The sequence below is a fragment of the Nostoc sp. 'Lobaria pulmonaria (5183) cyanobiont' genome (assembly GCF_002949795.1).
GTDB lineage: Bacteria > Cyanobacteriota > Cyanobacteriia > Cyanobacteriales > Nostocaceae > Nostoc.
The window spans coordinates 5,470,332-5,485,175 of record NZ_CP026692.1; the positions used below are offsets into that span (position 1 = coordinate 5,470,332).

Below are 14,844 nucleotides of genomic sequence, written 5' to 3' on the forward strand. Positions count from 1 at the left end.
GTAATGGGTAATAGCTTTTCTCCAATTACCTATTACTAAAAAATATTAGTTAGATCATTCACAAAGTTCTACCACCCAAGAAGGACAGATTCAGGTTAAACCCCAGCTACAAATGGATATTCTGGGGGTTTATATTCTCCAACCTGGGAAAATTCGTAATTCTTAATTAGTAATTTTTTAGACAATTTTTAATATTAGGTGGTTAGATGCAGATGATACCGCTACTAGCGTCACCCGCGAACTGTGGGTAGTTCCCTTACTACGCAGTCTCGGATATAACCCTGTTTACACTGCTAAAGCCGAAGTCGTGGAGGGACAAACTTATGCGATTTCTCATCGTGCGGAATTAGGCGAAAACAAGCCACCTATCCACATTATTGGTTGTCGAATCAAGGTAGATCATCGTCCTCCCAGTGGCACACCCAGGTTATCAGCACACGCACTGGTGCAGGAGTATCTTAACAAGACAGAGCATCTGTGGGCGATCGCAACTAACGGTTTTCGCTGGCGGTTACTGCGCGACTGCTTCCTTAATGACTCGTTTGACTTATATCGAATTTGACTTAGAACAGATTCTCAACGGTGAGAACTTTGCCGAATTTGGGCTATTTTATCGGTTGTTTCACCGTTCCCGCTTGCCCGAAGGTATGGATGATGCGGATAAGTGCTTGCTGGAATATTACCACCAAGAAGCACTGCAACAGGGCGGACGGGTACGCGACAGACTCCGAGATGGGGTAGAAAAAGCACTAATACAGTTAGGTACAGGTTTTCTCCAACATCCCAGTAATGAAAACTTGCGGCAGAAGCTTGCTGCTGGTACAGAATTAACAGATATCGGATATAGGACTCCTATATGTTAGGGTTTTAGGTATTTGAAATGCTGTGGCAATATTTTGTTAAATTGACAAATAATTAGTTAATGTACAATTCATCCTTTATACTTCAATGGGTATTCTACTTACCCGCCTAAAGTCCGCGTATAAATTACCTGACCTTGGGAATCATAAAGAAAAAGGGGCAGATTGGCATTATCACCAATTACGGCTAGGGCTTCCCGCAAGATTTGCAAGTGATTGGTAACGTCAACAGCAGTATTAGAGTTCTTAGAATAAGGATTAGCTAAGTTATTTTGCCTTATTTGGTCATACTCTGGGGTTAGCCGGACAATAATTCCTGCATTGTCCATGCTAAAGGTGCAAATCCGAATTCCATTAGTACAGGTCTTATCCAAGTCAGTGCGGGTTTGTTGCAAACTACTAACAACTTGTAGTTTTTCTTGTGCTTGTTTGAGCGCAGCTGAATAAGGTTCGATGAGAGACTGAGCTTGAGTGTAGTACAAGCTATCTTGGGGAACTTTTTTAGCAGTTTGCAAAGCCTGATCCCAATATATCGCCGCTGCTTGCCATTGGTTTTGTTGTTGATAAACTTTGGCTTGCTTGGCGGTGCTAAGGGCCTGTTGGTAGGTTTTAACAGCTAATTGTTCTTTAGTAGCGCGATCGCGTACTAATACTAACTTAGGTTTATAATCTACCAACAGCTTTTGAGCTTCTTGGTATCCAACACTATTTCGGGGAATGGTATTCAAGGTATTAATTACCACCAGCCAAGTAGACTGCGCCTTTTGCCAGTCATTCAAGGATTTAGCAGTAGCTTCGCGCTTCTCGGCTGCAACGGCTACAACTTTTGCTGCGGTTAGTTTTTTCAGCCATTTTTCCTCAATAAATATCTGTTGATTTACAGCGTGCAAACGGACACGATAATTCAGTAATTTACCCTGCACCAGCCCATAGAGTTCACTACTGGAACTTATACTTTCTAGTGGCGCTATAGCCTGTTGCCATAAGTGTTGCCTAGTTTGTAATTCCTCTAAGCTAGATGCAGGAGTTTGAACTTTTTGTGTCGCCAAAGATGCAGTTTGCAAAGCTTTGACCACCTGATTGATTCTTTGCGATCGCCCAGACAAACTTGCTTGTAGTTCTTTTGACACCTGGTAACGAGGCGACCAACTAGGAATTACATTTAGGTCTGTACTGGCTGCTGTAAGTTGCTGTTGTACAGCTATTAATTCTTTTTCAGACTTGGCGCGGCGCATCAGCTGCGGGGATTTTGTTTTTAATTGCTCGGCGTTTTGTATTTCTTGACACTCAGACATCACACAAGGGCGAGTCAATAAGTAAGCACCACCGCCTAAAACTATAATTCCTACCAACGCCGCACCCAGTAGGATAAGTTTGACCTGGAATCCTGGCTTTGAAGCCGACAAATTCGGCACATCTGCAAACGGGTCAAACAGTTCTTCTTCACTCTCATTGATTGATGGAGAATATGTCAGAGATGATGAGGCGGATATTACTTCCTTCTCTTCTTGTGCTTCCTCATCTCCCTCTGCTACCCATCCCTCAGTCGGCTTCAACGCCAAGAAACATTTAGTATAAGGGAGTTGTTCGCCAAAAACTCTGAGGAAACATTGCACCCGCTGCTCTTTGTGGGGTGCTAGAGATTGAAGTACTTCCTCAATGACTGCAAAAATTAGTTGAGCGTCAATTATTACATCTGACGCGTGTTGCGTTAAAATCATTAGCTCGCCTTTATTGACGACGCACTTAACCTCGAAGACTTCAGCGGTTGAGACTTCTACAAGTAATTGTTCTTGCAAAGTTTTGGCTAAAAGCTGTAAATCTTCCTGCTGGACTGCTACTTTCATAGAGCTTTGCCGCTGAACTTCTATATTGTTTTGATTATCTTTAAGGGGATGAAATGAATTTTTTAGGTTTGTTGAATGCAAATGCACAGTTTAATCAACCACAGCCTGAGAATCTGAACGACCAACTTTCTAACACAAATTCTGACTTTTCACCAAAAGTTAAAAAAGTAATTATTGTTCGTGGCGATACATTTTTAGAGTGCTAGATGCAAAATAAAATAATCTGTCTTCAGATATAAATTACAAATAAAAAATGGGAATAATAGAAGGTTTGAGTATTTTCACTGCATTACTTTGCGATAATTAAATTCACAAAAGCTACTGCTCTGCGAAATTCTTGTTGCAAAGCAATTTTTACCAAATTATCTAAAGGTTAAGAAAACGATGTTATGTCAGAGGGTTTTGACAAAAATGCTAGCTATCTTCTATGCTGGGGAACTTGCTGAGGAGATTAATTATGTGTTGTGGCTTTGGCACAAACAAGTTGACTATCAAAATTAATATGCTTAATTTACTGAATTCGATAAAATTGATCCGTGAAAAATAACTTTTTATAGCTGCAAAAAGGTTAATTCTGCAATAAAGGTGCTGCAAAATATCAAGACAGGACTAACCAAAAGCTTAGAAAGTGTCAATACAAGGTGTATCAATGGATTTATTAGAGTACCAAGTTAAAGAATGGTTTGCGAAGATAGGCATTCCAGTATTGCCTTCCCAACGAATTGACCATCCTACAGATTTGAAACGGTTAAAAATTCGCTTTCCAATTGTACTGAAATCTCAAGTCCACGGAGCGGAACGGGCAAAAGCGGGTGGAGTCAGGTTTGCCCAAACGACTATCGATGCGATCGCAGCAGCTCAAAATATCTTTAGTTTACCAATATGGGGCGAATTGCCGGAAGTTGTGCTGGCAGAATCTCAATACGACGCCAACCAGGAATTTTATCTAGCTGTAGTTTTAGATACTGCTGTCTGCCGACCGGTACTTTTAGGTTGCAAAGAAGCAGATATTGATTGGGAATCGGCTGGGGAAAGAATGCACTACGTTGTCGTAGAACAAGAATTCTCGCCATTTTATGCTCGACGATTGGCTTTGAAAATGGGTTTGCAAGGGACGCTGATGCAGTCGGTAAGCAGTGTTGTGGAGAAGATGTATCACTTATTTGTCCAAAAAGACCTGGATTTAGTAGAAATTAATCCCTTGGCAGTCAGTACTACCGATCAAGTTATGGCTCTTAATGGTAAAGTCAGTGTCAACGAACGGGCGATCAAGCGTCATCCCGATCTCGCCGAGATGGCGGCAAAAATTATCAGCCGTCATACCAGTACTGAAATCAACGGTATTTTGGGCGACTGGGATGGTGTGGAAATGCATGGGAAAATCGGTATTTTAGGTAATGGTACTGGTTCGGTGATGGCAACTTTGGATTTAGTTGCGAATGCTGGTGGTAATCCAGGTGTTTGTTTGAATCTACGTCATGCTTTCCTTACAGATACTACACCAACTACCTTCCGCGATCGCCTAGAAACAGGTTTGAAAATGCTGGAGGCTGATAAAAGCATTCAAGTAATACTAATTAACTTTCTGGGTAGCATTCCACAAACTGAGGAAGTGGCTGAAGTGATAGCCAGAGTTTTGCAGCCAGACAACAGCGAACTTCAATCACAGGTTGTACGTTCTAATGGTAGTAAAGTTCGGCGACAGCTTAATTTTCCATCCTTAGTTGTCCGCCTTGCTGGTTCTGAATTTAACACTGCGAGAAAATATTTGACAACACTAAAAACCCATAGCGATGCCCTTGTCGTGGTAGAAAATTTAGATGAGGCAGTGGCAGCAGCAGTTCTCCTTGCTAAACCAACGGCTAATAAAAGATAGTGAATGTCATTTTGTTCCAATTCAAAAATCAAAAGTTATTAATTTTTACCGTCGGGTATAAATTTTTGAATTTAATGCTCAAATCAAGTACAGCTTTACTTCCTGGAACTAAATTATATAGTGCATTCAAACTGAATATTCTTAGCTAGAGGCTGGTTTTCTGAGTTTTGGAACACTCAGCTTCCAGACTAATTTTTGGAATTTAAGTAAAAATTGAATCAATACGAGACATTTACAGTGTCGTATTTATGCCCGGTGGTTGAAGGCGCTGGGTTGCCAAACTTACGGTAATTTTTTATGAACCTAACGCCAGAAAGTAAAGTCTTAATTCAAGGCTTTTGTGAATTTATATCAAGCACTCATGTCGCTCAAATGAAAGCTTATGGCACAAATTTAGTAGCTGGTGTCAATCCTGGATGCGGCGGACAGGAACTGCATGGACTGCCAGTATTTGATTTAGTAGAGGAGGTAATAGAACAACTTGGGGCAATTGACACGACAATTATTTGTGTAGATCCTTACGATGTGTTAGATGCGGCATTAGAAGCGATCGCATCTAATATTCGCCAGATTATTATTATTACTGCTGGTGTGCCACCCTTGGATATGGTGCAATTACTCCGCAAAGCCGAAGCTTGTGAAACCTTGGTAATCGGGCCAAATAGTCCGGGGATCATTGTACCGGGAAAAATTCTCTTAGGGACTCAACCCAGCGAATTTTATACCCCTGGGACAGTGGGGATCGTTAGCCGTAGCAGCACCCTCACCTACGAAATCGCCTACGAATTAACAAAAGCAGGTTTAGGGCAGTCGATTAGTGTCAGTATTGGTAGTGATGCGATCGTCGGTTCCTCCTTTCTCCAATGGCTGCAAATTCTTGATGAGGATGAAACCACACAAGCGATCGTTTTAGTCGGTCAACCTGGTGGTGGTAGTGAAGAAGCAGCAGCGCGGTACATTGCTGAGGCAATTGATAAACCAGTAATTGCCTACATTGCAGGTAGACAAGCACCACCAGGAAAAAGTTGGCGTCAAACTGGGACTTTAGCAACAGTTATCGGACGCGATCCTAACTTTGGTACAGCCCAAAGTAAATTAGCTGCTTTAAAAGAAGCGGAAGTGACAGTAGCTGAACGCCCTTCTCAAATTCCAGAATTATTGCGAAAGGAAATTAACTAAATTACTAATTCGTAATTCAATTCTTAACTACGAATTAGGAATTACGAATTATTTTAATTGGTCAGTCTTGGGAACGATTTTGAGGGAACAGGTAAGCGATCGCAGCATAACCCGAAGCACTGAGTAAACTAACCAAAAAAGCAGCCAAAATAAAAGTAGACATAATGTTACACTCTATGTATCTCTAAAATCCTGGCATTCATCAACAAACCAAGATTTTGGATACTTTCAAATTAGCAATTGGGTATGACACAGCCGTGACTACCTTGTGTCAATGTCTAGGATCTCAAGGTTTTATGGCTCAACTCAAGCCAAAGGCAGAAAAAAGCGAAACGTACTGCCAACTCCCAATTCGCTTTCTACCTGAATTTGACCGCCTTGTAATTCAATCAAACGACGGGAAATAGTTAAACCAATACCAGTACCTCCCGAATGGCGATCGCGCGATTGGTCGGCTCGCCAGAAGCGCTCAAACACATGAGGCAAATTTTCTGGAGCGATACCAATGCCTGTATCACTAACTGCAATCCAGAGTTGAGATGCTTCAATCCCAACACCAATGGTAATTGAACCTTCGTTAGTATAACGCACTGCATTACCTAGCAGATTAACCAATACCTGTTCCGTGCGATCGATATCTGCCAATACAGGAGGTAGCACAGATGGACATTGCAAGAGCAGAACTGGCCCATCTTCTAATAGTTGGTCGGAAAATTTCTCCACTAATGACTCTAACAACGGACGCAAATTTACCCGTTGGATATTAATTGGTAGATAACCTGCTTCTGCCTTAGATAGTTCTTGTAAATCGTTCACTAAGCGCTCTAAGCGTCGAGTTTCTTTAGCTAAACGCCGATAGATTTCAGGAGACGCTTCAATTTCCCCATCAGCCAGTTCTTCCAAATAACCACGCACCACAGTTAATGGTGTTCGTAATTCATGGGTCATATCTCCAATCACTTCTCGCCGCCGCGCTTCTACCCCTTCTAAACTGGCTGCCATTCGGTTGAAACTAGTACTCAGTCCACTAAGTTCTGGAATATCAGACACAGGTAGTCGTGCATCCATCTGACCAGCAGCAAATTTTTGGGTGATTTGTTCCATCTCGGTCAATCGCTGCATAATCCGTCTAGATACCCAGTAACTCAATCCTCCGGCGGCGGTAGTGCCGACTAAGACTGACCAAAGAGTGCTTCGCTGCCAAGCAAGTTCAAATCCTGTAACCAATTCCGCACGGACATCGATTAAGTCGAACCCCTGATTTTCTAATCCTTCCAAATGCAAGACAAACAAGCGGGGGGAAGAAATTTTGCTGATGCTCACCAGACTAGCGACCCCCACAATCATTACTACTAAGTGGGAGAAAAATAGGCGCCCTCTCAGCCCCATCTTCATAACATTTACACTACCAAAGGATCTTCAAATTTATAACCCACCCCAACAACAGTTTTAATAAAAGTCGGATTTGCCGGATCGGGTTCAATCTTTTTTCGCAACCGAGCTACATGAGTATCTACAACTCGTTCATCGCCAAAAAAATTATCTCCCCAAAGTTTATCAATTAGTTGAGTGCGGTTCCAAACTCGACCAGGATTACTGACAAAGGTGGTTAGCAAGTTAAATTCTAGGGTAGTTAAGTCCAAAATTTCAACTTCTTGAGAATTCATCTGGCGACTGGCAGTGCGCTGGTCTACATCGACAATAAAGTGTTGGGTACGATTGACTTGATGTTGTCCCCCTTGGCGGAGGCTACGCCGTAATAGTGCCCGCACTCTAGCTACCAACTCTCTGGGGCTAAAGGGTTTGACCATATAATCATCAGCACCAGTAGATAGACCGATGACGCGATCAATTTCTTCACCCTTAGCAGTGAGCATTAAGATGTAAGGATCTTTTGCACCTGGTTTCTGGCGAATTCGAGCACAAACTTCTAACCCATCCAAACCAGGAATCATTAAATCTAGAATGATTAAATCAGGTGGTTGCTCTTGAAACATCCGCAAAGCATTCATGCCATCGCGGCTAGTGCGACAAAAAAATCCTTCTTTTTCTAAAGAGAGTTCGATTAAACGAGCAATTTCTGGTTCATCTTCAACTATTAAAATATCCATCTGAAATATAGGGTCGAGCAAAATGGGCAGAGCAAAGACACGGAGACACGGAGATGTCTTTAACTGCGTCCCTCTGTCTCCCACTCTTTGTTTCTTGTTAATTAGAGGTTTGAATTTGACGCTGTGCGATAACTATAGCCAAGACTAGAATCTTTTTGAATGTGTGCTTTAATACTATCGAGGTCAATGAAGCAGTCAGCAACATCAATCAAACTTTCACTAGTCGTTGTTTGCAGACTGACTACTTCCACTCGAACCCCCATTCTGCTGACAGCGTTCACCGCATAAGCTAAATCTCCATCGCCACTAACTAAAACCGCTGTGTCATAGTAAGGAGCTAAAGTTATCATATCTACAGCAATTTCTACGTTCAGATTTGATTTTTTGAAATTCTCGCTTGGTACAACGAGTTCCTTTGCCACTACGCGATAGCCATTACGACGCATCCACAATAGAAAACCCTGTTGCTTTTCATTACTGATATCAACTCCAGTATAGAAAAAAGCACGCAACAGTCTGGAACCGCTGGTTAAATGACAAAGCAATTTAACGTAGTCAATTTCTATGCCGAGTTGCAAAGCTGTATGGAACAGGCTTAAGCCATCAATAAAAATAGCAACTCGACCACGATTTAAGTTATTCAAAATCGAACTATCAGGTGCAGGATCTCGCATCTTGGTATCTTTACCTTTGACAGCAGTATCGCTCAAATTTTGCCCTTGCCAATGTGGTTTAGCTTTGAGTACTTTAGATTCCTTAAATTCATTTCTTTGTTTGCTAAAATTAGTTATAATCATTGATACCTCTGATTTTAAAGCTGAAAAGAGTTTTGAGTAAATTGTCTATAGTATAGTCTGTACTGATTTATAACCTAGCAGGTAATGGTCTTAAGTCACTATATCCAGATAAGGTTAACTGGTGCTAAACAAGATTTAAAATAGACAGCCCAAGGTTTTCACTGTTGTTAGGGTTAGTTTGACGAGATATTGCTTCTGCCCACAGATATGTTAATCTTTACCCACCGAGACAGCAAGAGTTTGGAGAAAATAAATCTTTTTATAAGGTTAGGGGCTGTTCTTATTAGGTCTGTATTGCACTCAACCCAGAAGCGCTATATCTATAGTTCATGCTTGCCCGAACTATAAGAACTGTAATCGGGGCAACCCAACATAGGCAAGTTCCGCACAAGAATACCACGGCTTTTAAAGGGAATGAGCGTAGCAATATTTACGCAGCCGTGGGAATGTCAAGGAGTTAGCAGCATTAGTACCGCAAGCCGAAATTCCAAATTTGAAATTCAAAATGAATGCAGTATAACCGTTTGGTTGATTTGGAATGGGTGGTTTATTTACGCCGTGCTGTACTAGTAATGTAATATGAGATGCGATCGCACCTCAAAAGGTAAGTTGCCTTAATTTATGTAAGAGCCAAATGAGAAGGACAGAGAGGTTCATTACTCTCTTGTCCCCCTGTCTTTTTAACGCACGCCAGCGGTTTCTAAAGACAAATCTTGAAACATCGGTGTGCTGAGATAACGTTCGCCAAAGGAAGGCTGAATCATCACAATTAAACGTCCAGCATTTTCTGGACGTTTACCTACTTGAATTGCAGCACACAAAGCTGCACCAGAGGATATGCCAGACAATAAGCCTTCTTCTTTTGCCAAACGTCGCCCATAGGCGATCGCTTGTTCATCGCTGACTCTAATTACTTCATCAACCAATTCTAGGCGGAGAACATCTGGGATAAATCCAGCCCCAATACCTTGAATTTTGTGTGGCCCGGCTTCACCGCCAGAGAGGACTGGGCTGTTGCTGGGTTCAATTGCGATCGCCTTAAAAGTCGGCTTGCGCTGTTTGAGTACTTCGGCAATCCCAGTAATCGTTCCACCAGTACCTACCCCAGCAATGACGATATCTACTTCCCCGTCTGTATCTGCCCAAATTTCTTCAGCGGTGGTTTCTTGGTGAACTTTGGGATTCGCAGGGTTGCAGAACTGTTGCAGCATAAAAGCATTAGGAGTATTAGCCACAATTTCTTCGGCTTTGCGAATTGCTCCCCGCATACCCTCAGTGCCTGGTGTCAATTCTAAAGCTGCACCATAAGCTCTAAGCATAGCCCGTCGTTCTTGGCTCATAGTCTCTGGCATCGTCAAAATCAAACGGTAGCCACGCGCTGCTGCTACCATTGCTAGAGCAATTCCTGTATTACCGGAAGTAGGCTCAACTAAAATGGTCTTTCCTGGAGAAATTGAGCCAGCAGCTTCCGCCGAGAGTACCATACTTAACCCAATACGGTCTTTCACCGAAGCCGCTGGGTTCATGCCTTCTAATTTAACAACTATCCTTGCAACTACTCCTTCAGCTTGAGGAATCTTGTTCAGTTGAACTAAAGGTGTTCGTCCAATCAGTTCTGTTACGTCTTGAGCAATCCGCATTATTTAACTCCTAAAATCCTAAATCTTAGTACAGAATATTTACTTATAACAATAAGCTTTGATGTATTTCTTTTGCCGTTTCATGCCAATGAGTGCATATAGTATGTATTCTAACTAAACCACACAATCTGAAAGCTTAGGAAGAACTTTTATTAGATATTCCCATTGATTCTCACTTGAGAAGAGGCTAGCTTATCATTCTTCTATTTTACCATTTGGAATTGTTAATTATTGTCTCTTGGGCTAAGATTCAATTTTTGTAATTCTGTATATATAAATATTTTTTCTTTGTTTTCTATTTGTTAGGAAAATATAATAATTGATTTTCAAAATATTTAATTGCTTTTCCTGATTTATTAGTCTATCTTTATCAAAAGACATTAATATTTTCTTTTGAGTACAGATTTGTCAGTCCAAAATTACATCGAAAATAGTCTTTAACCATTGCCTACATTGCTTTAAAGTTGAGTGCAAAAACACCAGAACCCCACCTCGGAAATACTAGAACCCCATCCCAAAAACACTAGCACCCATACCCCAATGAATTTTTAAAATACTTATTAGGTGAGGCTTATAGGCTTTGAGTACTATTCTAATGAATTTAATAATCTTAACAGGGCCGGGGTAAACTGTTTTGTGGAGAGCGGCTGATATAAATCGTATAGGATTTACGCAGAGATTCCCCTCTACCCCCCAACATTCCTGAGCGCAAGCTTAGTGAACTAGGGGGGACTTCTTAATCTCTCTTTTGAGAGTGGGATGAAATCAGATGACCGAATCTAAGTGCGTTACTTCTGACTGAATAATCCTATGTTTTGCGAAAAGGTTGGTAACTTTTTATTAGTCATGGATCAGTGGTGATGAGAAAAATAACTGAAAACTAACGATTGTCAAAATTACCAATTACACATATTTTAATATCAAAACTGTTTGATAGGTAGAAATATACAACTACTTTAGAGAAACAGCAAAAGATATTTTCTTACTGGGTGCATACTACCTAGCGAGGGAGAGCCAAGATGAAAGCCAAACTTTTAAATTTTCTCACAGTTTGCGTCGTTACTTTAGCAGTGCTTTCACCAGAACTAGTAGTATTTGGCATCGTTTGGGAGCGACATCTGGAGTTAGTAAAATCTCAGAATTTAGCTTGTGAAGTTAACAACACAACTACAGATGCTCCCGCCTTGGCTCCCTACACAGAGGGTACACATTCCCCTCAAACTAACATTCAATCCTCCGATCGGAATGTGGTTCATCAAATGTTGACTGTTGCTGAACAATATAAATTTGCCACTATCCTACAATGGTTCTTCCTGTTAACCCCCATTTGTGTTGGGTTAGGAATTCTTTTTTACGACAGATATCTTGTTCATCGTGCTGCTGTCTTAAAAGAACAAGTTGAAATGTTGGAAAGACTGTGGCATCAAAGTATCGAACAGTAACTTATTCACAATTTACTCACTCAAATCAACAAAATTACCATGACAGAACAACGCGAACAGCTGTATTTTAATCTGATTGATGAGTTACTTAAATGCCCTAATGGTCAGGAACCAGAAATTTTAGAATCTAAGCCCGAATTGATTGATTCCGGTTTAGTACAAACAATGTTACAAGTAGCAACTATGTTTGCCCATGAAGGCAATCAAGATGGTGCACAATTTTTATTTTTTGTGGCGCGTGAGCTAGCTAAAGAATTAGGTTTATACCCAGAAGTTCCCAATACTGAAGTTGCAAATACTGAAGCCGCAAATAAGGAGTAAAAATGCTGTTGACTTCAACGGATGCGGGGCAAATAGCTTTAGAACTGCTCATGGCAGATTGGAATATGTCAGAAGAGAATAGGGAGTGGTTCACAATCTTTAACTCTCGTCTGATTGGCGAGAGTTGGTACACTGTGGAATTAGGTGTAGAAGGATTTCCCGATAGGTGGTTTCTTCAAGTATATGACAATGGGGTATGCGATCCAAACTATACATTTATATCACCAATGCGTGGTTATGAAGGATTTGCAGACTTTGGAAATCTGCCGGATATCATAGCCGAGGTCTTAGTTTGTGAACGCAATGCTCGATAATGATTCAAAATTACATATTTAGAATTCAACATTAAAATGTGCTATTTTAATACATTTTATTTGAATTCATAATCTTTGATATCAGAGTATTTGGGAGCATCTATCCTTGGCAAATCTACCTGTTGATGATAAATCGCAATTTATCTGCATGCTGATTAAAAAACTAACTAATGGCGGTGGGTAAAGTCTCGTGTAGCTGCGAATTATATTCGCCAAGGCTACGGATATTCAAACCACTAATTTGATATTTTATTCAATATAAAAATATTTGAAAAAATCTGAGGTGATACCAAATAAGGTACACCTTTTTTTTTGACATTTAATATTTTGTTTAAGCACAATCAGACATTTTATTATATTTAATTGATAGAATTATGTTATATTAAATAGCGTGATGGACGCTACAGAAACATCAGTTCCAATGATTGCTGAAGATATCTTAGCCAAAGAATTCACAAGAGTCCTCAACCACTACTACCCAAAAGTTGGGGAATTACTAGACGGGTGTTATGTGAAAGTCATCACCTGTTTTTGGGGACGACCTGCTAGACGCTTGCAATATATAGGAATTTATTGCTCTGCCGAAATGATTTCCTGTGTGCAAGCTCACAAAGAAATACTCAGAGAAATAGCAGGCAACATGGGTCTAGTGCAGGTAGTCTGCATGAATGCCAAGCGATTATTGCGCGATCCGATGTCGAAGCTCAAACAAAACAACCCACGCTTATGGTTGGAGTTGCAGTGGGTTGCAACTTAGTCATTTATCGCATTAATCGAGAGGGGAAATTTGAGGACTTTAACCCTCAAATATTTAAGCACTAAAGTGCTTAGTACGAACTTATCGACCACTCGAATAGCTAGCACAAAGTATCAACGCAAGTAATGAAAACTGGAATTTTCTGCAATTACGATAATCACCACCAAGATGCTCATCGTGCCATCTTTGAGCAAGTCACGCTGATTAAACAGGCGGAAAGCTTAGGTTTTGAGTCAGCCTGGGTGAGTGAGCATCATTTTAGTGAATCCAATCTCAGCCCGTCTATGTTACTGTTAATGGCACATTTGGCGGGACTGACTTCAACTATCGAATTAGGCACTGCGGCGGTGTTACTGCCATTCCATAACCCGATTCGGGTAGCGGAAGATATCGCCACTCTGGATAATCTGTGCAATGGACGATTATTATTTGGAGTTGCTAAAGGCGGCCCCTTTCCCCAACAAAATAAGCATTTTGCGACACCCCCAAGTGAATCCCGTCCCAAGATGCTAGAGGCGATCGCATTGATTCAAAAGCTTTTATATGAAACTGATGTATCATTTAATGGGCAATATTTTCAATGCGATCGCTTGACAATTTACCCCAAACCATTGCAGAGTAAAGTACCAGTGTATGTTGCTACTGGCGGTGATGACGGTATCGAACTTGCCGCTAAACATTCCTTCAGCTTAATGGGTGGGCCGCCATTCTCCCTAGAGAGATTGAAGGATACTGTTGCCAAATATCGAGCCTTAAATTCTAGTGGTGCAGAAAACTTCGTGCTGGCACGCTTTTTTTATGTTGGCAAAACATTTGATGAGGCAGTGAGTGAGGCATTGCCTTTCATCCGCCAATTTAGCCAGAAAATGACAGCTAATTCGGCTGAATTATTGCAGAATAGTGCCAATCCCAACCAAAAACCATTCGATCGCACAAATATTTGTTTCGACGAAGATTATTTGATTGAGAACTCAATTATCGGTGATGTGGGGACTTGTCGAGACAAAATCAAGAAATTTCAGGACGAATTAAATTTAGGTACGCTAGCACTCAAACCCTCGTCTGCGAATCTGCAAAAAAACCTGGAGAGTTTGACGCGCTACAACCAAGAGGTGCGAAATTATGTCTTCTAAACTATACCTGCTTCCTCCTGATGATTTACCTCCTGCGGAGGTAACGAAACAGGATGGAATGTTGCAAATGGAGCTAGAGCAATCTACTGGCAGATGCTTTTTTCAAGCTTGCGATCGCATTACGCGAGTCCTATTATCTAATTGTCAGTGGTATCTCACAACAAATGCTAGCATCCTAACATTAATTATTGACTGCCCTGATTTAGTATCTTACTGGCATATAGTCAGCAATATTCCCCAGTTGGGTAATAGGTTAGAGCGGTTTGCTAGCAATGGCAAAATTCGCGTTTATCCGCCATTTGGTAAAGGGATGCCATTTGAAATCAGCGTAAATGAAATATCTGCTTATCGAGATTGGCTTTGAGGTAAATAGGCACAAACTGGGAATCACACAAAATATAGCTTATTCATTCTTATCGCTGTCTTCCACCCTGTACTTCTAAAGTGCAGGGTGTTGCAATTTTTATCAAAGCCATCTCTCAAAATGAGGATTTACGGACTGATAGTAAAACAGAAGTATGCATTTCCAATGTTAGAAAAACTACTTCCAGTTTTCATTAACCCACA

At 41.0% G+C, this 14,844-nt stretch carries 15 protein-coding genes; 10 read left to right on the forward strand and 5 right to left on the reverse strand.

Translation table 11 applies throughout. The annotated features are described in order from the left end of the window. Positions 1 to 307 precede the first annotated feature (307 nt). Positions 308 to 562 (forward strand): hypothetical protein, encoded by a 255-nt coding sequence (locus NLP_RS35175; RefSeq protein WP_234017049.1) that lies wholly within the window; start codon positions 308 to 310, stop codon positions 560 to 562. Continuing rightward, on the forward strand, positions 534 to 863 hold the full coding sequence (locus NLP_RS35180; protein WP_234017050.1) for a hypothetical protein: 330 nt from the start codon (positions 534 to 536) through the stop codon (positions 861 to 863). Before NLP_RS35175 ends, NLP_RS35180 begins: the two co-directional genes overlap by 29 nt. A 98-nt stretch (positions 864 to 961) precedes the next feature. Here NLP_RS35180 and NLP_RS24290 read toward each other — a convergent pair whose 3' ends face one another. Then, the gene (locus NLP_RS24290; RefSeq protein ID WP_104908560.1) at positions 962 to 2,707 is read right to left on the reverse strand and encodes a hypothetical protein; all 1,746 of its coding nucleotides are present in this window, start codon (positions 2,705 to 2,707) and stop codon (positions 962 to 964) included. 649 nt (positions 2,708 to 3,356) lie between these two features. Between NLP_RS24290 and NLP_RS24295 the strand changes: the two genes are divergently transcribed. Both NLP_RS24295 and NLP_RS24300 read left to right on the forward strand, forming a co-directional pair. Then, positions 3,357 to 4,583, forward strand: coding sequence for a succinate--CoA ligase subunit beta (locus NLP_RS24295; protein ID WP_104908561.1), 1,227 nt, complete (start codon positions 3,357 to 3,359; stop codon positions 4,581 to 4,583). A 297-nt stretch (positions 4,584 to 4,880) separates the two neighbouring features. Continuing rightward, a complete protein-coding gene (locus NLP_RS24300) occupies positions 4,881 to 5,762 on the forward strand; it encodes a succinate--CoA ligase subunit alpha (RefSeq protein WP_104908562.1) in 882 nt (293 codons plus the stop codon). Positions 5,763 to 6,068: 306 nt separating this feature from the next. Here NLP_RS24300 and NLP_RS24305 read toward each other — a convergent pair whose 3' ends face one another. From NLP_RS24305 to cysK, 4 genes are all read right to left on the reverse strand, one after another. After that, positions 6,069 to 7,157, reverse strand: a complete 1,089-nt coding sequence (locus NLP_RS24305) for a sensor histidine kinase (protein ID WP_104908563.1) — start codon at positions 7,155 to 7,157, stop codon at positions 6,069 to 6,071. Positions 7,158 to 7,162: 5 nt separating this feature from the next. After that, the gene (locus tag NLP_RS24310) at positions 7,163 to 7,873 is read right to left on the reverse strand and encodes a response regulator transcription factor (RefSeq protein WP_104908564.1); all 711 of its coding nucleotides are present in this window, start codon (positions 7,871 to 7,873) and stop codon (positions 7,163 to 7,165) included. Between the two features lie 101 nt (positions 7,874 to 7,974). Then, positions 7,975 to 8,670, reverse strand: a complete 696-nt coding sequence (locus NLP_RS24315) for a LabA-like NYN domain-containing protein (protein WP_104908565.1) — start codon at positions 8,668 to 8,670, stop codon at positions 7,975 to 7,977. Between the two features lie 680 nt (positions 8,671 to 9,350). After that, positions 9,351 to 10,310, reverse strand: a complete 960-nt coding sequence (gene cysK, locus NLP_RS24320) for a cysteine synthase A (RefSeq protein WP_104908566.1) — start codon at positions 10,308 to 10,310, stop codon at positions 9,351 to 9,353. Between the two features lie 1,019 nt (positions 10,311 to 11,329). On the opposite strand from cysK, the gene NLP_RS24325 reads away from it, so the two are divergent. The 6 genes from NLP_RS24325 to NLP_RS24350 all read left to right on the forward strand — a co-directional run bounded on the left by NLP_RS24325 (position 11,330) and on the right by NLP_RS24350 (position 14,641). Then, positions 11,330 to 11,752 carry a hypothetical protein gene (locus NLP_RS24325; protein WP_104908567.1) on the forward strand — a complete coding sequence of 141 codons (423 nt, stop codon included), beginning with the start codon at positions 11,330 to 11,332 and terminating at the stop codon, positions 11,750 to 11,752. Positions 11,753 to 11,791: 39 nt separating this feature from the next. Then, positions 11,792 to 12,073, forward strand: coding sequence for a hypothetical protein (locus tag NLP_RS24330; RefSeq protein WP_104908568.1), 282 nt, complete (start codon positions 11,792 to 11,794; stop codon positions 12,071 to 12,073). A gap of 2 nt (positions 12,074 to 12,075) precedes the next feature. After that, complete coding sequence (locus NLP_RS24335) at positions 12,076 to 12,387, forward strand: hypothetical protein (protein WP_104908569.1); 312 nt, start codon at positions 12,076 to 12,078, stop codon at positions 12,385 to 12,387. A gap of 394 nt (positions 12,388 to 12,781) precedes the next feature. Continuing rightward, entirely contained in the window at positions 12,782 to 13,144 is a 363-nt protein-coding gene (locus NLP_RS24340; RefSeq protein WP_199784680.1) for a hypothetical protein, read from the forward strand. Between the two features lie 125 nt (positions 13,145 to 13,269). Then, positions 13,270 to 14,277: an LLM class flavin-dependent oxidoreductase gene (locus tag NLP_RS24345; RefSeq protein ID WP_104908570.1), complete on the forward strand. Its 1,008-nt coding sequence runs from the start codon at positions 13,270 to 13,272 to the stop codon at positions 14,275 to 14,277. After that, positions 14,267 to 14,641 (forward strand): hypothetical protein, encoded by a 375-nt coding sequence (locus tag NLP_RS24350; RefSeq protein ID WP_104908571.1) that lies wholly within the window; start codon positions 14,267 to 14,269, stop codon positions 14,639 to 14,641. Before NLP_RS24345 ends, NLP_RS24350 begins: the two co-directional genes overlap by 11 nt. Positions 14,642 to 14,844: the final 203 nt, after the last annotated feature.

Excerpts from the sequence above, each read along its gene's own strand:
- NLP_RS35180 (WP_234017050.1), top strand. The coding sequence starts at position 534 with ATGACTCGTTTGACTTATATCGAATTTGACTTAGAACAGATTCTCAAC.
- NLP_RS24290 (WP_104908560.1), bottom strand. The coding sequence starts at position 2,707 with ATGAAAGTAGCAGTCCAGCAGGAAGATTTACAGCTTTTAGCCAAAACT.
- NLP_RS24295 (WP_104908561.1), top strand. The coding sequence starts at position 3,357 with ATGGATTTATTAGAGTACCAAGTTAAAGAATGGTTTGCGAAGATAGGC.
- NLP_RS24300 (WP_104908562.1), top strand. The coding sequence starts at position 4,881 with ATGAACCTAACGCCAGAAAGTAAAGTCTTAATTCAAGGCTTTTGTGAA.
- NLP_RS24305 (WP_104908563.1), bottom strand. The coding sequence starts at position 7,157 with ATGAAGATGGGGCTGAGAGGGCGCCTATTTTTCTCCCACTTAGTAGTA.
- NLP_RS24310 (WP_104908564.1), bottom strand. The coding sequence starts at position 7,873 with ATGGATATTTTAATAGTTGAAGATGAACCAGAAATTGCTCGTTTAATC.
- NLP_RS24315 (WP_104908565.1), bottom strand. The coding sequence starts at position 8,670 with ATGATTATAACTAATTTTAGCAAACAAAGAAATGAATTTAAGGAATCT.
- cysK (WP_104908566.1), bottom strand. The coding sequence starts at position 10,310 with ATGCGGATTGCTCAAGACGTAACAGAACTGATTGGACGAACACCTTTA.
- NLP_RS24325 (WP_104908567.1), top strand. The coding sequence starts at position 11,330 with ATGAAAGCCAAACTTTTAAATTTTCTCACAGTTTGCGTCGTTACTTTA.
- NLP_RS24330 (WP_104908568.1), top strand. The coding sequence starts at position 11,792 with ATGACAGAACAACGCGAACAGCTGTATTTTAATCTGATTGATGAGTTA.
- NLP_RS24335 (WP_104908569.1), top strand. The coding sequence starts at position 12,076 with ATGCTGTTGACTTCAACGGATGCGGGGCAAATAGCTTTAGAACTGCTC.
- NLP_RS24340 (WP_199784680.1), top strand. The coding sequence starts at position 12,782 with ATGGACGCTACAGAAACATCAGTTCCAATGATTGCTGAAGATATCTTA.
- NLP_RS24345 (WP_104908570.1), top strand. The coding sequence starts at position 13,270 with ATGAAAACTGGAATTTTCTGCAATTACGATAATCACCACCAAGATGCT.
- NLP_RS24350 (WP_104908571.1), top strand. The coding sequence starts at position 14,267 with ATGTCTTCTAAACTATACCTGCTTCCTCCTGATGATTTACCTCCTGCG.